21 protein-coding genes are annotated in these 16,767 nt (G+C 67.9%); 7 read left to right on the top strand and 14 right to left on the bottom strand.

The features are described from left to right. The first annotated feature begins 35 nt into the window (after positions 1–35). Complete coding sequence (locus E5P3_RS30005; RefSeq protein WP_162589293.1) at positions 36–1,316, top strand: porin; 1,281 nt, start codon at positions 36–38, stop codon at positions 1,314–1,316. Between the two features lie 82 nt (positions 1,317–1,398). On the opposite strand, the gene E5P3_RS30000 is transcribed toward E5P3_RS30005, so the two are convergent. Then, positions 1,399–1,833 (bottom strand): hypothetical protein, encoded by a 435-nt coding sequence (locus tag E5P3_RS30000; RefSeq protein WP_162589292.1) that lies wholly within the window; start codon positions 1,831–1,833, stop codon positions 1,399–1,401. A 207-nt stretch (positions 1,834–2,040) separates the two neighbouring features. Here E5P3_RS30000 and E5P3_RS29995 point away from each other — a divergent pair, with 207 nt between their 5' ends. Next, positions 2,041–2,805 carry an alpha/beta fold hydrolase gene (locus E5P3_RS29995; protein ID WP_232073379.1) on the top strand — a complete coding sequence of 255 codons (765 nt, stop codon included), beginning with the start codon at positions 2,041–2,043 and terminating at the stop codon, positions 2,803–2,805. Positions 2,806–2,877: 72 nt separating this feature from the next. Continuing rightward, on the top strand, positions 2,878–3,120 hold the full coding sequence (locus E5P3_RS29990) for a hypothetical protein (protein WP_162589291.1): 243 nt from the start codon (positions 2,878–2,880) through the stop codon (positions 3,118–3,120). Positions 3,121–3,150: 30 nt separating this feature from the next. On the opposite strand, the gene E5P3_RS29985 is transcribed toward E5P3_RS29990, so the two are convergent. Both E5P3_RS29985 and E5P3_RS29980 read right to left on the bottom strand, forming a co-directional pair. Continuing rightward, a complete protein-coding gene (locus E5P3_RS29985; RefSeq protein ID WP_162589290.1) occupies positions 3,151–3,735 on the bottom strand; it encodes a BPSL1445 family SYLF domain-containing lipoprotein in 585 nt (194 codons plus the stop codon). A 93-nt stretch (positions 3,736–3,828) separates the two neighbouring features. Continuing rightward, positions 3,829–4,611 (bottom strand): IclR family transcriptional regulator, encoded by a 783-nt coding sequence (locus E5P3_RS29980; protein WP_162589289.1) that lies wholly within the window; start codon positions 4,609–4,611, stop codon positions 3,829–3,831. Between the two features lie 122 nt (positions 4,612–4,733). On the opposite strand from E5P3_RS29980, the gene E5P3_RS29975 reads away from it, so the two are divergent. Both E5P3_RS29975 and E5P3_RS29970 read left to right on the top strand, forming a co-directional pair. Further along, positions 4,734–6,116 (top strand): FAD-dependent oxidoreductase, encoded by a 1,383-nt coding sequence (locus E5P3_RS29975; protein ID WP_162589288.1) that lies wholly within the window; start codon positions 4,734–4,736, stop codon positions 6,114–6,116. A gap of 60 nt (positions 6,117–6,176) precedes the next feature. Further along, positions 6,177–7,160 carry a Bug family tripartite tricarboxylate transporter substrate binding protein gene (locus tag E5P3_RS29970; RefSeq protein WP_162589287.1) on the top strand — a complete coding sequence of 328 codons (984 nt, stop codon included), beginning with the start codon at positions 6,177–6,179 and terminating at the stop codon, positions 7,158–7,160. Between the two features lie 48 nt (positions 7,161–7,208). Here E5P3_RS29970 and E5P3_RS29965 read toward each other — a convergent pair whose 3' ends face one another. From E5P3_RS29965 to E5P3_RS29955, 3 genes are read right to left on the bottom strand one after another with little or no spacing between them, the layout of a single operon-like run. Further along, entirely contained in the window at positions 7,209–7,667 is a 459-nt protein-coding gene (locus E5P3_RS29965) for a RidA family protein (RefSeq protein WP_162589286.1), read from the bottom strand. Beyond that, positions 7,664–8,566 carry a PhzF family phenazine biosynthesis protein gene (locus E5P3_RS29960; protein WP_232073377.1) on the bottom strand — a complete coding sequence of 301 codons (903 nt, stop codon included), beginning with the start codon at positions 8,564–8,566 and terminating at the stop codon, positions 7,664–7,666. Before E5P3_RS29960 ends, E5P3_RS29965 begins: the two co-directional genes overlap by 4 nt. Further along, on the bottom strand, positions 8,559–9,530 hold the full coding sequence (locus E5P3_RS29955; RefSeq protein WP_162589285.1) for a Bug family tripartite tricarboxylate transporter substrate binding protein: 972 nt from the start codon (positions 9,528–9,530) through the stop codon (positions 8,559–8,561). Before E5P3_RS29955 ends, E5P3_RS29960 begins: the two co-directional genes overlap by 8 nt. A gap of 126 nt (positions 9,531–9,656) precedes the next feature. Between E5P3_RS29955 and E5P3_RS29950 the strand changes: the two genes are divergently transcribed. Beyond that, the gene (locus E5P3_RS29950) at positions 9,657–10,436 is read left to right on the top strand and encodes an AraC family transcriptional regulator (RefSeq protein WP_162589284.1); all 780 of its coding nucleotides are present in this window, start codon (positions 9,657–9,659) and stop codon (positions 10,434–10,436) included. A 28-nt stretch (positions 10,437–10,464) separates the two neighbouring features. Here the strand turns inward: E5P3_RS29950 and E5P3_RS29945 are convergent, their stop codons facing one another. Together E5P3_RS29945 and E5P3_RS29940 are read right to left on the bottom strand one after the other, a co-directional pair. Next, on the bottom strand, positions 10,465–11,379 hold the full coding sequence (locus E5P3_RS29945; protein ID WP_162589283.1) for a YihY/virulence factor BrkB family protein: 915 nt from the start codon (positions 11,377–11,379) through the stop codon (positions 10,465–10,467). Between the two features lie 78 nt (positions 11,380–11,457). Beyond that, positions 11,458–11,922, bottom strand: a complete 465-nt coding sequence (locus E5P3_RS29940) for a GAF domain-containing protein (protein ID WP_162589282.1) — start codon at positions 11,920–11,922, stop codon at positions 11,458–11,460. Positions 11,923–12,069: 147 nt separating this feature from the next. Between E5P3_RS29940 and E5P3_RS29935 the strand changes: the two genes are divergently transcribed. Next, positions 12,070–12,465 carry a response regulator gene (locus E5P3_RS29935; protein WP_162589281.1) on the top strand — a complete coding sequence of 132 codons (396 nt, stop codon included), beginning with the start codon at positions 12,070–12,072 and terminating at the stop codon, positions 12,463–12,465. A 17-nt stretch (positions 12,466–12,482) separates the two neighbouring features. Here E5P3_RS29935 and E5P3_RS29930 read toward each other — a convergent pair whose 3' ends face one another. From E5P3_RS29930 to E5P3_RS29905, 6 genes are all read right to left on the bottom strand, one after another. Then, positions 12,483–12,830: a hypothetical protein gene (locus E5P3_RS29930; protein ID WP_162589280.1), complete on the bottom strand. Its 348-nt coding sequence runs from the start codon at positions 12,828–12,830 to the stop codon at positions 12,483–12,485. 101 nt (positions 12,831–12,931) lie between these two features. Beyond that, positions 12,932–13,306: a hypothetical protein gene (locus E5P3_RS29925; protein WP_162589279.1), complete on the bottom strand. Its 375-nt coding sequence runs from the start codon at positions 13,304–13,306 to the stop codon at positions 12,932–12,934. A 30-nt stretch (positions 13,307–13,336) separates the two neighbouring features. Then, the gene (locus E5P3_RS29920; protein ID WP_232073375.1) at positions 13,337–13,876 is read right to left on the bottom strand and encodes a hypothetical protein; all 540 of its coding nucleotides are present in this window, start codon (positions 13,874–13,876) and stop codon (positions 13,337–13,339) included. 149 nt (positions 13,877–14,025) lie between these two features. Next, entirely contained in the window at positions 14,026–15,267 is a 1,242-nt protein-coding gene (locus E5P3_RS29915) for an adenylate/guanylate cyclase domain-containing protein (RefSeq protein ID WP_162589277.1), read from the bottom strand. Next, positions 15,264–15,656, bottom strand: coding sequence for a response regulator (locus E5P3_RS29910; protein WP_162589276.1), 393 nt, complete (start codon positions 15,654–15,656; stop codon positions 15,264–15,266). The genes E5P3_RS29915 and E5P3_RS29910 overlap by 4 nt, the downstream gene beginning before the upstream one ends. 16 nt (positions 15,657–15,672) lie before the next feature. Then, positions 15,673–16,749 carry an ABC transporter substrate-binding protein gene (locus tag E5P3_RS29905; RefSeq protein WP_162589275.1) on the bottom strand — a complete coding sequence of 359 codons (1,077 nt, stop codon included), beginning with the start codon at positions 16,747–16,749 and terminating at the stop codon, positions 15,673–15,675. Positions 16,750–16,767 lie beyond the last annotated feature (18 nt).

Below are 16,767 nucleotides of genomic sequence, written 5' to 3'. Positions count from 1 at the left end.
CGCCTCGCAACGCTTCATTCATAGAGATCACAACCATGAACAGAACCATCGTCGCTGCCGCCGGTATGCTGACTTGCGTCACCGCGGCCACAGCCCAATCGTCTGTCACGCTCTTCGGCGTCGTGGATGTCGGGGTCAGCCACTACAGTTCGAAGAGCGACTTCTACAACAACACGGCTGCACTGATGCCTCCGCTGCCGAGCGTCACCCGGAGCCAGACGGTTTTGTCCAACAGCGGGCAATCGAACAGCCGTTTGGGCTTTCGGGGCACAGAGGATCTTGGCGGAGGACTCGCGGCCAGCTTCTGGCTCGAAGCGGGCACGACGCCGGACAGCGGCGCAACCGGGGTCGCAAGTTTCAACCGACGGTCGACCGTCAGCTTGTCCGGCCCCTTTGGCGAGCTTAGGCTGGGCCGCGACTTCACGCCAACCTTCTGGAACGACTCGGTCTTCAGCCCATTCAGCACGATCGGAGTCGGCGCCAATGTCGTTTCGACTGTTGGGACGAATCTGCAGACGGTAAGAGGTCCTGGGTCGCCCGTGGCCGCTTCCGACAACTACCTTCGCACCAGCAACAGCATCGGCTACTTCCTTCCGCCCAATCTGGGCGGGGTCTATGGACAGCTGCAGTACGCACTGCACGAGAACGTCTCGCAGAGCAATATGCCGGGAAGTCCAAGCCATAGGGGGCGCTTTTTCGGCGGCCGGTTGGGTTACGCTGCCGGGCCGATCGACGCTGCCTTGGCCTATGGGGAAAGCACGGCAGCGGACACCATTGGCATGAACGCCGCCGGATTTCCCACTGGCGTCAATCTGGACGAGAAGATCAAAACCATCAATCTCGGTGCCTCGTACGATTTTGGTTTCATGAAGGTCTTCGGCGAAGTCTCGCAAGTCACGGATCGAGCGTTGTCAGCGGCGCCGTCGCCGGTGCTAGGTTCTGTCGCGCTTCGTGATTCAGACAAGTACAAGGGCGGGCTTCTGGGCGTCACCGTGCCCGTCGGCGCAGGTCTGATCAAGGCGTCGTACTCACGCGTCAAGTTCGACAACGACCTGGGCCCCTTGGCCACCCCATTCACGCCGCGACGAGACGCATCGGTGAACAAGCTTGCCGTCGGGTACGACTACAACCTCTCAAAGCGCACGGCGCTGTACGCCACGGTTGCCCGCATTCGGGTCAAGGACGGTCAGAACAATCCGGCGATCATGGGGGCGGTGACGGGCGGCGGGGCCTATCTGTCTACAGGTGCAGGAGCATCAGGGTTGGCACCACGCAGTTCAACCGGATACGACTTTGGCATCCGGCATGCGTTCTGATATGACGGGCTGATCGGACGGCGGTCATTGAACACGTGAACCTCCACGGCAGTGTTCGCCGGGCCGTCCTGCGTAAGCCCGCCTACTCAAACCCCTTGAACTCCCCCGCCTCCCTCGCATACCGCTCCTCTTCCCGCGGCGTCAACGTCGCCTCGATCTCATCCAGCTCCAGCCGCTCCAGGTCATACGCAACCCATTCAAAAAGATGCGAGGCCGGCATGTCCGCCAGATCATCCTCATCCACCCAGGGCTGCAGCCGTGCCGGCGCGCTCTCCATCAGCATGCGCAGGTAGATCGCGCGCTTGATCTTGAGCTCGACCCGTTCCTCCGGGGTCATGGCCAGCCGCAGCATCGCGAGCTGGTTCTCCCAGGCGACCACGCTGCGCGCACGTTCTTCCAGAAGGGGCGACGCGATGTGTACGCGCGACAGCCACGCCACCCGCCGGCATTGCTCGGCCACCCTGGCACAAGCCAAGCCTTGCAAACTCCGCAGTGCGGTCTGGACAATGGGGTGCATGGTGCGAGCTATCAAACAGCCCACGGGCAAGCCGCGCGAGTAGGACGATGAAGACGCCGGGCGACATCGAAGGCGCACTCCATGTCAAAAGACATGCCGCCTCGAGAATGGCAAGTCCGCCTACGCAGTGGATGGCTCCTGTCCCAGCGGAATCCGTCGCTTGCGCCCTACCTTGTGCGCTTCAGGCCAGACCACGGGAGAACCACCATGCCAATGACAGCCACCGCGGCCCATCCGCCCTCCAAGATCCTGCTGCTGGCCGAGGGGCGGGCGGTATGGGAAGCCGGCGCGACGCTCGCGCTCTGGCCGCTCCTTCAGCTGGCGCCTCGCGGTGACGGCCATGCGGTCATCGTGCTGCCCGGCCTCGGCGCGAGCGACGGCTCCACGGAGATGCTCCGGAAGTTCCTGGAGACGCGGGGCTACACGGTCCATGGCTGGGGCCTTGGCGCCAATTGCGGGCCTCTACCGGGCGTGGAAAAGGGCTTGCTCGGCCTGCTTCGCCGCCTGCACGAGTCCTCGGGCAAGGTGAGCCTGGTGGGCTGGAGCCTCGGCGGCGTGTTCGCCCGGATGCTTGCCTCGAGGTCGCCCGAGTCGGTGCGGGGCGTCGTCACGCTGGGCAGCCCCTTGCACGGCAGCCCGAAGGCCACCCGCGCCGCCAAGGTGTACGAGCTGCTGAGCGGCCGTTCTGCCAACGATCCCAGGCGCCAGAAGTGGGTCAGGCCCACGCCGCTGGTGCCCGCCACGTCCATCTTCAGCCGCTCGGACGGGATCGTGTCCTGGCGCAGCAGCTTCCAGGAAGAGACGCCGTTCACCGAGAACATCGAGGTCGACGCGAGCCACCTGGGTCTGGGCGTTCACCCGGCGGTGTTCTATGCGGTGGCAGAGCGGCTGTCGCAGGCGGAAGGCGGCTGGGCTCCCTTCGTCCCACCGGCGGGCCTGCGCGCGTTCTACCCCGACCCGACGCGCCCATGAGGGCCGCCATGGGCTCCTGGCATAGGTGATCGCCTCTGGCGCCCGTCGCCGCTCGCGTCTACCCTGTCTCGCATGACCGACCAATACCGCCGCCTTGCCGTCTTCGTGGACCGGCCGAGTCCGGGCCACTTCAACTGGATCCTGCTGGAAAGCACGGACGATCCGGCCGTCTGGCTCGACCTGGAAACGGGCGATGACACTTTCGACAATTGGCGTGATGCCTACGACGCCGGCAACGAGGCGCTGATGGCGTACGTCGACGACGAGCTCGAGGGCCCGGTGGAGACATCGCCGGACGACACTGACGCCGACTAGCCAGCGGGTCTGGCGGGTCTGGCGGATCGGCTAGAGCCGAACCTCGGCGATGCGCGCACCCTGCAGCGAAACGCCGGCCTCCAGGCCCACGTTGGTCAGCACGAAGCCGACGACGGGTTGGCGCATCGTGTTGGTATCGATCCTGCCGTTGGCGCCGAGGGTCGCGGCGGCGACGGAGGCGTCCGCGCCCGCGGTCCAGCCCTTGCTGTTGCGGAACTTGTCGAGCGCTTCCTGGGTGGTGAACAGGTAGATCATCGCCCTCGAATGCGCACCGGCCTGGAGCCCGACCGAGCCGGCCGTCGTGCTGTAGTAGGCCTGGGTGCGGCCGCCCACGCGCAGGGCGCCGCGGCCGTACTCGGCGCCGACCCCCAGGCTGCCGCCAACCACCGCCGGGAACACGAGCACGCCCCTCGACTTGGCGACCATTTCGCGTGAATCCGGCACGGTGTCGTAGAGCTTGGAGAGCGTGGCGTCGACCTGCGCCTCGATGGAGCTACGCGACGATGCCGTGCTGGCACGGTCATCGGGTCGTGTCGTGGTGCAGCCGATGAAGGCGACGCTGCAGGCGGCAAGCGCCGTCGCAGTACAGAAGGTTCGGAGCTTGGTGGAGTTCATGGCAGTGCCTTTCCAAACCTCAGCATGCGCGCGGAGCCGGCCGATGATGCCGGCCGGTGGCGCGTCGAGGTGTAGGACCATGGGCGGCGCCGCTCACGCCTCGCGAGCGCCCGCCATCTGCATCGCCTTCTCGATCCGTGCCCGCGCAGTCTTCAGCGTCTTCCTGCACAGCGCCTCCAGCTTTTCAGTGAAGCGCGCATCGGGCACCACGATGGTGATGGCGCCCACCGGCGTTTCGTCGTCCGTGCGCCGGATCGCGACCGCGAGTGCGACCACGCCCTGCGTGTGCTCGTTGCGCGACACCGCCACACCCTCGGCGGCGATGGTGGCGAGCTGCGCGCGCAGCGCGGCAACCGACGCGACGGTGGAGGGCGTGAGCTTCTGCAGCTTCGCGCGGGAGAGGTAGGCCTCGCGCAGCGCCTTCGGCATCTCGGCCAGCACCGCCTTGCCGCCCGAGGACGAATACAGCGGAAAGCGCTTGTGGTTGTTCATGCGGTAGCTCAGGGGCTGCTCGCTGTCGACACCGCACATGCGCTCCATCTCGTCGTTGCGCAGGGCGGTGTACGACGAGGCCTCGCCGGTGACCTCGGTGGCCCACTGCAGCACGGGCAGGGCGAGCGTGGCCACGTCTGCCGCGGCCTGGGCTTGCGCGACCAGCGCATGGACGGCCGGGCCGAGGCGATAGACCCTGGCCTCGGCGTCGAGCGTCACATAGCCGCGCTCGCGCATCGTCGCCAGCAGCTTGCTCAGGCTGCCCTTGGGCACGCCGAGGCCCACGACGATGTCCGACTGCGAAGCGGCATTGCCGTTGCGGCCGATGAATTCGAGCAGGTCGAGCGTGCGCTCGGCGGATTTGACGGGGGGTGTGGTCTGCATGGCGAAAGGGGCTTTGTCGGGAGCGATTCTGCGTGGCAAGTATAATGGAAACAGGTTCAGTATGGAAACTTCACAACATCGGGCGCGCCGTCCATCGGCGCCGCGCCACTTCCGGAGACCTTATGCCAGGCGACGAATTCATCAACGAAAGTCTTTCCACGCCCGTTCTCTCGCGCTACGACGTCGTCGTCGTGGGCGGCGGGGCTTCGGGGCTTGTCGCCGCAGTCGCGGCGGCGCGCAGCGGGGCGCGCACGGCGGTGGTCGAGCGTTCGGGCTGTCTGGGCGGCACCGGCACGGCGGGCATGGTGGCGCAGTGGATCGGCTTCTTCAACGGCCCCGTGCGCGTGGTCGGCGGCATCGGCTTCGAGCTCACCGATCGCGTGCGCGCGCTCGGCGGCAGCACGGGCTTTCGCCGCTACACGCTGGCCGAGGCGAGCAGCAGCCCGGTGACGATCACCAACTTCCCCTTCAACCCCGAGGTGCTGAAGATCGCGGCGGACGAGATCACCAGCGAAGCGGGCGTGGACGTCTACCTGCACTCCCAGGTGGTGCGGCCCCTGCTCGGCGAGCGCCGGGTCGAGGGCGTGGTGATCGAGAACGCGTCCGGCCGCAGCGCGCTGCGCGCCGCGATGGTGGTCGATGCCAGCGGCGATGCGGCCATTGCGGCCGCATCGGGCGTGCCCTTCGCGGGCGCCGAGCCCGAGCTGCGGCACCAGCGCCAGCCCTGCACGCTGGTGTTCCGCATGTCCAACGTCGATGTGAAGACCTTCCGGGCCCTTCCGCGCGAGGACAAGCGTGCGCTCGCCGTCGAGGGGGTGAAGCAGGGCCGGCTGTTCTGGGAAAGCCTGTCTTTCTGCAGCACGCCCGGCGAGAAGGACGCGATCTGCCTGATGAGCCGCATCCCCGGCATCGATGCGCTGGATGCGGGCGACCTCACGCGTGCCGAGCAGACCGGGCGCCAGCAGGTGAAGTCGGTCGTCGACTTCCTGCGCGAGCGTGTGCCCGGCTTCGAGGCCTCGGTGCTGGCCGGCATCGCCGAGCGGGTCGGCGTGCGCGAAACGCGCCGCATCGTCGGCCGCCACACGCTGACGGAGAGCGACATCGTCGGCGGCGTCCGCTTTGCCGATGCGGTCGCGCTGGGCGCCGGCCCGATGGACCTGCACGAGGCGGGCGGCACCGGCATCGCGTTGTGGATGCCGCCCGCACCCTTCGAGATTCCCCTGGCCTGCCTGCTGCCGCAGGAAGTCGCCGGCCTCGTCGTGACCGGCCGCGCCATCTCGGCCACGCGCGAGGCCAACGGCGGCGCGCGGCACATGGGAACGGCGATGTGCCTCGGCCATGCGGCCGGGGTGTACGCGGCGCTGGCCGCCGCCGCGCCCGCGGGCACGGAACCGCACGCGGAGGAAGTCCGCCGCGTGCTGGTCGAGCAGGATGCGCTGGTGTCCAGCGATGCCGCGGTACAGCTGTCCGAACGCGAGGCGCCGATCGAGGCGCTGCCCGCCTGAGGCCCCGAATCTTTCTCACGAACGCCTTGCCACGAAGGCCTTGAATTCCCAGGACACCTCATGTTCACTTTCACTTTCACTTTGCGCCGCTCTCTCCTGATCTCCGCCGCCGCCGCGCTCGCGTTCCCGTGCGCGGCCCTCGCCCAGAACTTCCCGTCCAAGCCGATCCGGCTGGTGGTGCCCTTCCCGGCGGGGGGCCCGTCCGACACCACCGCGCGCGCCATCGCGGCCGGGCTCGGGCAGAAGCTCGGCCAGCCGGTCGTCGTCGAGAACAAGCCCGGCGCCGGCGCGATCGTCGGCAGCGAGGCCGTGCTGCAACAGCCGGCCGATGGCCACACGCTGTTGATGGCGAGCAACGTGGTTTCCACCGGCAAGTGGCTCTATCCGGCGATGTCCTTCGACCCGCTGCGCGAGTTCCGCTCCGTGGCGGGCGTCTTCAAGAGCCCGCACCAGGTCGTGGTGGCACCGGGCTTCAAGGGCACGGGCATCCAGGACCTGATCCGCATGGCCAAGGAGAAGGGCGCCGCCATGAACTACGCCTCGTCCGGCGCCGGCACCATGCCGCACCTGGGAGCCGAGCGCTTCAAGCAGGTGGTCGGCGTGGAAATGACGCCCATTCCCTACCGCGGCTCCGCGCCTGCGCTGACCGCGGTGCTGGCCGGCGAGGTGCCGGTGTACTTCGACATCGAGTTCTCCGCCCAGTCGATGCTGAAGTTCGGCAAGCTGCGCTCGCTGGGCGTGACCAGCCTGGAGCGCTCGCCGCAGTTCCCCGACGTGCCCACGCTGGACGAGCAGGGCGTCAAGGGCTTCGAGCTCTACTCGTGGTTCGGCATCGTGGCGCGCGCCGGCACGCCCGACGCGATCGTGCAGAAGCTCAACGCCAGCATCAACGAGGCGATGCAGGAGCCCGACTTCAAGACCCGCCTGGCGGCCCTCGGCGCGCAGCCCATCGGCGGAAGCCCGGCGGTGTTCCAGAAGATGATCGAGTCCGATTCGGCGCTGTGGGGCGGGGTCATCAAGAAGGCGAAGATCCAGCTGGATTGAGCGGGCATCGATCGGGTGCAGGGCCGGGACGCCGGGGCGCTGCAGCTGTCACGTAAGCGCAAGCACGGCCGCAATCTCGACGGCCGCGCCGCCCGGCAACTGGGCGACTCCGACAGCCGTGCGCGCATGCGTCCCGCGCTCGCCGAACAGCGTGACGAACAGCGCCGATGCGGCGTCCGCCACGACGCTGTGCTGCACGAAGACGGCGCTGCTTCGCACGTAGACCCTGAGCTCGACCACGTGCTCGATGGCGTCGAGCGAGCCGAGCAAGTCCCGGGCGGCCGCGAGCAGCCGCAGGGCGCAGATCCTGGCCGCCCGGGCGGCCGCTTCCAGATCGAGGTCGTCGCCGACGACGCCGCGCACGACGAGCTCGCCACCGACGCGCGGCGTCTGCCCGCTCAGGAAAAGCAGTCCTCCGGCGACGCGGGCAGGCAGATAGTCGGCCGCTGCCCGAACGTCCTGCGGCAGTTCGATGCCCAGCGCCTTCAGTCTCTCTGTTGCGCTCATAAGGCGGCGAAGACGACGCGCCCGCTCAACCAGCAGCCGACCACGCTCCCATCGTCAGAGCGCCGAGGCCGGATCTCGATGGCCGACGGCCTGCCCATGGCATCGCCCTGGCGGACCAGAAATGCCGCCGGCGCGTCAGCCCGGCGCACGGCGATGCGGCCCGATTGATGCAGGAAGCCCCACAGGGCTGCGGCGGCGATGCCTGTGGCGGCGTCCTCCGGATACCCGGACGAGCGCGGAAACTGCCGTGCAAACACCACGCCGTCCGCGGCGCGGTCATCCACGGCGTAGGGGTAGAGGCCGGTCGAGTCGATCGCCTCGCAGGCCGCTTCGACGAGCTCGCCACCAGGTCGCAGCATCTGCAGTTCCTCCACGCTGCCGACATCCACCAGGGTCTTTGTCCGGCTGGTGCAGGAATTCACGACGAGGGATGGCATCCGGGACTCGGGCCACCCGAGCGCCCTGGCGACCCAGCCGCGTTCGTGGTCCTGCAGATGCCGCACGGTGGGCGCCGGCTGAGACACCCACGCCCGGCCCGACGCCTCGTCCCACTCGACCTGAACCGGGCCGCTGAGCGTCTCCACCACCGCGGCCGGCCGTGTCCAGATGCCCCATTGCCTCAAGGCCCATAACGCACCCACCGTGGCGTGCCCGCACATCTCCATTTCGTGCCGTGGCACGAAGAAGCGCAACCGCCAATCGGCGCGCGCATCGGAGGCGGGGAGCAAGAAGGCCGACTCGTGCCCGTAGCGCTGCGCCACGCCGCGCATCTGCTCATCATCCATGCGGCCGGCGTCGGCCACGAACGGTACCGGGTTGCCGCCGTGCGGCGAATGAATGAAGACGCGCAGTCCGGCCACCTGGCCGCTCGGCGGCATCGGGACGAACGGTTCAATCAAGGGTTGCTCCGACCGACTTCGCGATGCGGCCCCAGAAATCGGCGTCGCTTGCCGCCGCCGTGCGCAACGCCTGCGGTGGTCCGGGCTTGGCATCGACGCCCTTGGCCGAGAGCTCCGCCGCTACGCTGCGGTTCGAAAGCACCTTGTTGAGCGCGGCGTTGAATCGCTGGACGATGGCCGGCGGCGTTCCTTTGGGAAAGACCACGCCGTACCAAAGCAGCTGGTCCAGGCCAGGCAGGCCTTGCTGTGCGAACGTGGGTACATCCGCGACCAGCGCGTTCGGGCCCGTCGTGGCGACAGCCTGCACTTTCCCTGCGCGGATGTACGGCGCGAGGCCGACCGGGTTGTCGAACATCACCTGCACCGTCCCTGCGATCAAGTCGATGTAGGCCGGCGAAGCGCCGCGGTACGGCACATGGACCAGCGACACGCCGACCTGCTGCTTGAACTTCTCGGCCAGGAGGTGCGAGACGGTCCCGGCGCCCACGGAGGCATAGCTGTAGCGGTCGGGCGCCTTCTTCAATGCCGCGATGACCGCGCCGGCGTCAACGGCGCCAAGGCCCGGGTGTACGGCGAGCACGTAGGGGGAGGTTCCGATGAATCCTGCGTACTCGAAGTCCGCGATCGGGTCGTAGGGGAGCTTCCTGTAGACGCTCCGGCTCACCGCGTGGGTGCTCGTGGTCGCGATGCCAAGGACGTAGCCATCCGCCGGTGCCCTGGCAACTGCGGTCGAGCCGATCGTTCCGCCGGCGCCCCCACGGTTGTCGATCACCAGCGGCTGGCCCAGTTCACGCTGGAGTTCAGGCTGAATGGCTCGGATGACCAGGTCCGTTCCCCCGCCGGCAGGAAAGGGCACCACCACGGTCAATGGCCGGGCCGGCCATGTTTGAGCAAAAGTCGTCGTCGCCATGGCGGCGATTGCCGTCATCAGGACAAGGCTGCGGGCACGATGGAAGGTGTTCATGAGAGGCTCCAGGACAGTCGATGCGATCCTAGGAGTGCCCCTGCGGCCGACCAACCCGCGCCGCGTCGGCGACCGATCCAAATCGCGCCAGGCACCGGCGGGAGGCCTCACTAGAATGAATGAACCATGAAGTCGCCCGCCGTGCTTTCGGCCAAACTGCCGGTCCTGGCGCAGCAGGGCTTCTACGTGCAACGCAGCCGGCTGGCGGCCTACGAGTCCGAATGGCATCGGCACGACTGCGCGATGCTGCTCTGGCCGCAAACGGGCGCACTGGAGACCTGCTGGAACTCCGGGACTGATGTCGAGGAAGACTCGCGTGTTCTCCGGGCGCGGCTCACGCGTGGCAATGCGGTCCTGCTGCCCATGGGAACCGAGCACTGCACGCGCACGGCGACCCGCCAGCAGCGCCATGGCGAGCTGTATCTCGCGCCCGAGGTGCTCGGCAACGGCGTACGCCTCGGCGCCATGCGGCTGGATCCCGCCGCCATCGCCATGCTGGATGCATTGCTCGCACCCACCCTGCACACGCGCAGCGCCGCCACCCTGGTCGACGCGTTGGTGGAACAAGTGCGCTCCGCCCAGTTCGTCCATGTCCCCGTTGCGAGCGCCCCGATATCCTGCCAGGCGGTCGCAGAGTTCAGGCGCGCGCTGCTTCGCGAGGAGCGATTGCCCTCCGTCCCCGAGCTTGCCTGCTCCCTGGGCGTTTCTGCACGGACCTTGCAGCGGTGTTTCGAGGCCGAACTCGGTGCCACCCCGGTGACCGTGCGGCGCCGCCTGCTGGCTGCGCACGCGCGCACGCTGCTGCGCGAGGGCTGCACGCTGGCGCAGGTCAGCCGGCGGCTGGACTTCTCGAACAGCGGGCACTTGTCGCGGCTGTTGAAGTCCGTACCCGAATCGACGTCCTGATGGTCGGATCCGGCCGCGGCGGCCTTCTTCAGACCTGCGGGGCCGCCGGTGGCTCCGGCGGCGCGGCTTTCTCGCGCAGCACGCCGTTGATCTCGGCGCCGAAGATCAGCGTGGTTGCGCTGATGTACAGGAACACCAGCGTGGCGACCACGCCTGCGAAGCTGCCGTACAGCAGGGCCAGCTTTCCGGCGGTGCGCAGCGTGTACGACAGCGTGGCAGCAGCCCCCACCCATAGCGCCGCGCCCACCAGGGCGCCCGGCAGAACGGTGTACAGCCGCTGGCGAATGTCCGGCAGCCAGCCGTACAGGAGCGCATACAGCGTCGCGAGCGTGACGAAGGCCAGGCCGTAACGAACGCTGTTGCGCATCCAGAGCGCCTCTGGCCCGGGCTCTGCGTTGGCCTCCACCAGTTGCCAGACGTACGGCATGATGACCACGGAGCTGAACGCAGCCAGGACTCCGATTCCCACGACGGCGGTGAACAGGGTGACCTTCAGGCGCGCTTTCCAGAAGGGGAGGCCGCGCCCGATGCCGTACGCGCGGTTCAGTGCCGTACGCACCGCCTGCATGCCGGACGACGCCGTCCACAACGTGATCAGCACGCCGATGGTCAGCAGCGCCTGGTTGCGCTGGGCCAGCACCTGCTTGATGACGGGCTGCACGGCCTCGCGCACCATCTCCGGCGCGTAGCCCATGACGCGCTCGGCCAGCGCCGCCGCGTCGCCCGGCTGCCCTACGAAGGCGGCGGCGGCCGACACCAGGATCAGCAGCGGAAACATCGCCAGCACCGACGAGAACGCCAGGCTGCCGGCCTGGTTTGCGCTCTGGTGCAGGATGTAGTTGCGCATCGCCAGCACGAGGACGCCGAGCCCCGGCGTGGCCATCACGGCACGCCGCAGCCGGTGCCAGGCATTGCTCAGGAGGCTCACGGGGTGCGGTGCCAAGTCAACTCCTGCAGGAAGTGCTCGGCTTCGCGAACAGCCTGAATCGATGTGCGCAACGCACGGCCAAGCCTTCAGCCTTCAGCCTTTATGCAACTGCAGGTACGCCGGAAAAATCCGCGCCGCCTTCTCGAGCAGCTCGAACTCGTCGTCGGGGAGGCCGTGCGCGCTGACGTCGAAATGGCAGAGCGTTCCGAACAGCTCACCCAGGTCGTCGAGGAGGGGCACCCCGTGATAGCTGACCATGACGCCCTGATAGGGGTGACCGTCGAGCCGCGCGTCCTGGGCCGAGTCGTGCGTTCGAAACGTGCCATCGCGCAGAGCGAACTGGCAGAAGCTCACCTCGAAGGGCACGGTTGCCAGGAACTCGGGCCGAACCTCACCCTGCTTGTCATGCAGGAACAGGTTCTGGAGCTTGTCGCCATCCAGCCGATAGACCGCGGAGTATCGATGCGGCACCGCCTCGTTCAGGTAGGCAAGCGCGGCCGCTGGGCCCCCTTCGTGGAGGATCGTGGAAAAGGTTGCTGGATCTCGTGGGTGGGGCATGGCCTTCCTTGTCGGGTGCTCCCGCCGGGCAGGATCTCCCTGGCAGTCTATCCCCCTTGAAGGACAAATGCCTACAAGCCTGCGCGCAACTCGCTCCTGACGCAGAGCGCGGCGTGTTCATACGCTGGTGTCCAACTCCGAACATCCATGGTCCTGGTCACCTTTCTCGTCGAAGACAGCGCGACGATCCGCAGCAATCTCATCCCTACCCTCGCCGACCTCGGCGGGGCTCGCGTCGTTGCCTTTGCCGAGGGCGAGAAGGACGCAATCGATTGGCTCAAGGGGCACGACGGGCATTGGGACCTGGCGATCGTCGACATGTTCCTGCGAGAGGGTTCCGGACTGGGTGTGCTGCATGGCTGTCGCGAGCGTGCGTCGCATCAGCGGGTTGTCGTGCTGACGAACTATCCCACGGCAGAAATCCGCCGACGCTGCGCCGCGCTGGGTGCAGACGCCGTGTTCGACAAGTCCACCGAACTTGAAGAGCTGTTCGACTTCTGCTGTGCGCTGGGCGGGGCGAAGCCCGGTTCACCCGGCGACTAGCCAGTCTGCCTGCGGGGTTATTCGGCGAACTCCCGGTCGAGCAGTGAGCCGGTCGCCTTGAACCAGCAGATCGCGTCGTGCGCGGCGACGACTGCCAGCTTGCTCTGTTCGGACGCACCCGGGTCCGCCAAAGCCGCCCACTTGGCACTGTCGGCCGCCTGCTCAAGTTCCACCACGGCCTCCCGTTGGCCGCCTGCAGCGTCGCCTTCCATCGAAGGTCGCGTCTTCGCGAACTTCCGCCGAAACTCCGCGACAACCGCCGCGAGAACTGGAGATGCCATTGCGTCGGCCGCCAGCGTTGCTTCAGCCGCGGTCAATCGGCTGTCGAGCTGGAAGCAGACTTGTTTCGCAATCGTCGAGATCATGATGCTCTCCCGCTCGGGCCGGCCGACCCTGTAACTTTGCGGCTTTTCTGGACCAGGCTGCAAACAATTGAAGGGGCATGAAAGCCGGCAGCCGCGCGCTCCTAGCTCGCCACCAGGAGGCGAACGAGTAGGCCCAGGCACCCGGCCGCGATGAAAGCCGCGACGCTCGTCGTGACCAGGCCGCGGCTTCCATCGTCGCTCTCGCGCCGCGGCGGCGAGGCGGCGCTGGGCGCCGTAGCCACCGTCTCGAAGGCGGGGCTGAAGGGGTTGTAGAGCGCGCCGCCCAGGCTCGCGAAGTCCGGCTCGGCGCCCTGGACATCGACATGGCCGGGCTGCTGGCCCGTGCCGAATTCGATGAAGGCACTCCTGCCGGTCTCGGCGGCGAGCAACGCTCCGGCCGGGGCCAGCGAAAGCGCTGCCAGGCACAGGCCTGCCCATGCCCGGCGCGCTCGATGCTTTCCTTTTCCGCTGGCCACGAGGGAGCCTCCTGGGTCGGCGCGGGGACGTTACTTGCTGCCGCCCGTCAGCTTGTGCGCCTGGTGATTGCCGAAGGTCAGCGGGGCAGCTGCGTCATCGCAATCCAGCACCGTCGATCCGGCGGTGATGAGAACCCGGGCAGTGTCCGATGTGCCCGGCTCTCCGGCATCGACGAAGGTGAAGCTGATCGTCGCGGGCTGTCCGTTGAAGGTTCCGGTGCCTTCGCCCACGAAGGTGTCGAAGGGCGCGACAGGAGGCTTCTGGTCGATGGCGAGGTCGTCGCTGCAAAGACCTTTCGTCAGGGTGGTCAGGTGGAAATTGTCGCCACCGGAGAAGTTGATCTCGAGGTTGTTCGGCTCCGCGGGGTCGGCCCCTTCGAATGCGCCACCCGTTCCGCAATGCAGCTCGAATCCGTGGGTCACTCTCTGATACCCACCGTAGTAGGGGCAGAAGAAGCTGCCGCCGCCAGTCATCCGGCCCGGTTCGTGGGCCCATGCAAAACTCATCGACATCAGCGCCGCCGCTGCTGCGCCAGCGCAGAGCACGGCCTTACCGCAAGGTTTGTCCATGGTCTTTCCCTTGCCCCGCCACGGGCGGTGATACCAGGGCCAAAGCCGATCACCTCTGGACATTGCACACACCCACCGACAGCCGCTCGGGCCCCTCGGGCGTCAATGTTGTACGCCCAAAGCGCGGCTCTCTCCATATGGCGGATGGCCTACGTGGGAGCGCAGTCAGGGCGGGGGCTGATGTCCGCGTCGGCAGCGGTGTCTCTGCCGCCACGCAGCCGGGCCGCCTCCACCGGCCGCGCAAATCCCTTCAGCACGAGCGCGCCCGCGGATTCGCCGTCGACGATGCCTTCGATCAATCCCCACACGCGCTGCGACACCAGTATCTCGCCGCCCCGCGCCTCCCCGCACAGCCGTGCCGCCAGGTTGGTCACGGTGCCGATCGCCCCGTAGTCGATGCGCCCCGGAAAGCCAATGCCGCCGAGCGTGGCGAAGCCCTGCGCAATGCCTACGCCCATCTGCAACGCGTGGCCGCGTTTGCGCCAGCGCTCGGCCAGCAGCGCGACGTCTTCCTGCATCGCCAGGGCCATGCGCGCAGCGCGCGGGGCGGGGTCGGGGATCGGTGTCGGATCATTGAAGAAGACCATGATCCCGTCGCCGGTGAAGCGCTCCAGCGTGCCCTCGAACTCGAGGATGCGCTGCCCCATCGCCGCGTGGTAATCGGCGAGCACGGCCATCACTTCCTCCGGGTCCGCGGTCTCGGTGAAGGCGGTGAAGCCGCGCAGGTCGAGGAAGACGACGGTGATCTCGCAACGATGGCTCTTGAGCGGATCGGTGGCCCCGCCATTGACGATGGCCTCGGCGAGCTGTGGCGAGAAGAAGCGTCGCAGGCGGCCCACGCGCTCGAGCTCGCGCACGCCCTCATGCACCCGCTGGGCCAGCGTGCGGTTCCACTCGGCCAGCGCGCTCCTCTGGCGCTCGACCTCGTCGTAGAGCTGCTTGATTCGAAGCAGCGACTTCACGCGCGCCAGCAGCTCGGCCTGCGCGACCGGCTTGCTCAGGAAGTCGTCGGCGCCGGCCTCCAGGCCCTTGACCCGCTCCCTGGCCGGATCGAGTGCGGTGACCAGTACGACGGGCAGCATTGCGTGGTCCGGGTCGGCGCGGATTGCGGCGCACACCTCGTAGCCGCTCATGCCCGGCATCATCACGTCGAGCAGCACCAGGTCGGGCTTCTCGTCGGCCAGCTTCTTCAGCGCCTCGGCGCCCGAGGCGGCGGTCACGGGCCGGTAGCCCTTGGCGCCGAGAAGGTCGGCCAGGAGCTTGGCGTTGAGCGGGGTGTCGTCGACGACGAGGATGGTGGGGGGGAATGGCGCCCCCACGCTCGTCACTTCGTGTACTGCGCTGCCCCCCGAGGGGGTGCTCGCGCGTTCGGGCGGCCGGGCGGTGGTCATCGTTGCGGACGGCCTTCCTTCAACATGCGCTGCACCGTCTCGCGAAACTGCTGCAGCTGGATCGGCTTGGTGATGAAGGCGTCGAAGCCGGAGCTGACGATCTTCTGCTGCTCGTCGGGCATCACCGAGGCCGAGACCGCGAGCACGGGCACCGCGTCGAGCGCGGCGTCGCGGCGGATTTCGCGCAGCACGGCGATGCCGTCGGTGTCGGGCAGCTGGATGTCCATCAACACCAGGTGGGGTCGCGCCTCGAGGGCGAGGCGAAGGCCCTCGCGGCCGGTCGCCGCCTCGAGCGTGGCGTAGCCCTCGTGCCGGAGGATGTCGCGCACCAGCTTCATGTTTTTGTCGTTGTCCTCGATGATCAGGATGGTGCTCACGGTCCGGGTCATGGTGGTGCCCCCGGCGTCATTCGATCAACCGGTCGGCGCTCACCAGCACGCTGTGCGGAATCGTCAGGCCGAGCGCCTTGGCCGCCTGGAGGTTGACGGCGAGTTCCAGCTTGGTGCCCTGCTCGAAGGGGATGTCGCCGGGCTTGGTGCCCTTAAGGATCTTGTCGACGAAGGCGGCGGCGCGGTAGAAGAGCGCGGACCAGTCGCCCTGGTAGGAAAGCAGGCCGCCGGCCTCGAGGTAGGCCGCGCCTCCCCAGATCGACGGCAGGCGGTGCTTTGTGCACAACGCGCCGAGCCTGGTGCGCTCGGTCCAGATCATGGGGTCGGCCACGAGGGCAATCGCGTTCGTGCCTGCGCCGACGATGGACGCGAAGGCGGGCTCGAAATCATCCGGCCCGCGTACTTCCTCGATCTGCAGCGCCACGCCGAGGGCCGGTTCCCACCTGGCCACGCCCCGCGCGAGCTCCGCCCTCGGCAGGGTGTTCGGGTTGAACACGATGGCAAAGCGGCGCGCCGTCGGCAGGATGTCCTTGAGGAGCTGCAGGCGCTTTTGCATGAGGCCGTCGAACGCGGCGGAGATGCCGGTGATGTTCCCGCCTGGGCGTATATGGTCGGCGACCAGTCCCGACTTCACGGGGTCGTCGACACCCACGGCGATGATCGGCAAGGTCTTCACCACCTCCTTTGCGAGCATCGCCGGCCGCGGGCTGGTGGTCATCAGCACGTCGATGTCGAGCCGCAGCAACTCGTCGAGCAAGGCGGGCAGGCGCTCGAACTTTCCCTCCGCCCAGCGAAGTTCGATGGACAGGTTCTGCCCCTCGACGTAGCCCAGCTCGCGCATCCCCTGGCGCAGCGGCTCGATCTGGGTGCGCAGCGTGACCGGGTCGGGGGTCGAGGCGCTGAGGATGCCCAGCCGCGCCTTGGCCGCTTCCGCCCTTCGCGGCTGCCCCCCAGACGGCATCGCGAGAGCCGCGAACGCGGTGACGATCGCGGCACGCCGCGAAAGCACGATCCTTGCCCCGTTCGATGTCATGCCGATCACCTTGTCGACGCGCCGTGGGCGGGCGCGCGGAATGTGGAGCCTGGGCGCCATGTTCCTCCTCTTGCCCTC

Origin of the sequence: Variovorax sp. RA8, from assembly GCF_901827175.1 — a bacterium.
In the GTDB taxonomy this organism is placed as follows: Bacteria; Pseudomonadota; Gammaproteobacteria; order Burkholderiales; family Burkholderiaceae_C; genus Variovorax.
This window is presented reverse-complemented; position numbering and strand designations above follow the sequence as displayed.

What these genes read in the sequence shown, in the direction of transcription:
- E5P3_RS30000 (WP_162589292.1), bottom strand. Translation starts at nt 1,833, where the DNA reads ATGCACCCCATTGTCCAGACCGCACTGCGGAGTTTGCAAGGCTTGGCT.
- E5P3_RS30005 (WP_162589293.1), top strand. Translation starts at nt 36, where the DNA reads ATGAACAGAACCATCGTCGCTGCCGCCGGTATGCTGACTTGCGTCACC.
- E5P3_RS29970 (WP_162589287.1), top strand. Translation starts at nt 6,177, where the DNA reads ATGTTCACTTTCACTTTCACTTTGCGCCGCTCTCTCCTGATCTCCGCC.
- E5P3_RS29985 (WP_162589290.1), bottom strand. Translation starts at nt 3,735, where the DNA reads ATGAACTCCACCAAGCTCCGAACCTTCTGTACTGCGACGGCGCTTGCC.
- E5P3_RS29910 (WP_162589276.1), bottom strand. Translation starts at nt 15,656, where the DNA reads ATGACCCGGACCGTGAGCACCATCCTGATCATCGAGGACAACGACAAA.
- E5P3_RS29995 (WP_232073379.1), top strand. Translation starts at nt 2,041, where the DNA reads ATGCCAATGACAGCCACCGCGGCCCATCCGCCCTCCAAGATCCTGCTG.
- E5P3_RS29930 (WP_162589280.1), bottom strand. Translation starts at nt 12,830, where the DNA reads ATGATCTCGACGATTGCGAAACAAGTCTGCTTCCAGCTCGACAGCCGA.
- E5P3_RS29915 (WP_162589277.1), bottom strand. Translation starts at nt 15,267, where the DNA reads ATGACCACCGCCCGGCCGCCCGAACGCGCGAGCACCCCCTCGGGGGGC.
- E5P3_RS29940 (WP_162589282.1), bottom strand. Translation starts at nt 11,922, where the DNA reads ATGCCCCACCCACGAGATCCAGCAACCTTTTCCACGATCCTCCACGAA.
- E5P3_RS29905 (WP_162589275.1), bottom strand. Translation starts at nt 16,749, where the DNA reads ATGGCGCCCAGGCTCCACATTCCGCGCGCCCGCCCACGGCGCGTCGAC.
- E5P3_RS29980 (WP_162589289.1), bottom strand. Translation starts at nt 4,611, where the DNA reads ATGCAGACCACACCCCCCGTCAAATCCGCCGAGCGCACGCTCGACCTG.
- E5P3_RS29935 (WP_162589281.1), top strand. Translation starts at nt 12,070, where the DNA reads ATGGTCCTGGTCACCTTTCTCGTCGAAGACAGCGCGACGATCCGCAGC.
- E5P3_RS29975 (WP_162589288.1), top strand. Translation starts at nt 4,734, where the DNA reads ATGCCAGGCGACGAATTCATCAACGAAAGTCTTTCCACGCCCGTTCTC.
- E5P3_RS29920 (WP_232073375.1), bottom strand. Translation starts at nt 13,876, where the DNA reads ATGGACAAACCTTGCGGTAAGGCCGTGCTCTGCGCTGGCGCAGCAGCG.
- E5P3_RS29955 (WP_162589285.1), bottom strand. Translation starts at nt 9,530, where the DNA reads ATGAACACCTTCCATCGTGCCCGCAGCCTTGTCCTGATGACGGCAATC.
- E5P3_RS29990 (WP_162589291.1), top strand. Translation starts at nt 2,878, where the DNA reads ATGACCGACCAATACCGCCGCCTTGCCGTCTTCGTGGACCGGCCGAGT.
- E5P3_RS29950 (WP_162589284.1), top strand. Translation starts at nt 9,657, where the DNA reads ATGAAGTCGCCCGCCGTGCTTTCGGCCAAACTGCCGGTCCTGGCGCAG.
- E5P3_RS29965 (WP_162589286.1), bottom strand. Translation starts at nt 7,667, where the DNA reads ATGAGCGCAACAGAGAGACTGAAGGCGCTGGGCATCGAACTGCCGCAG.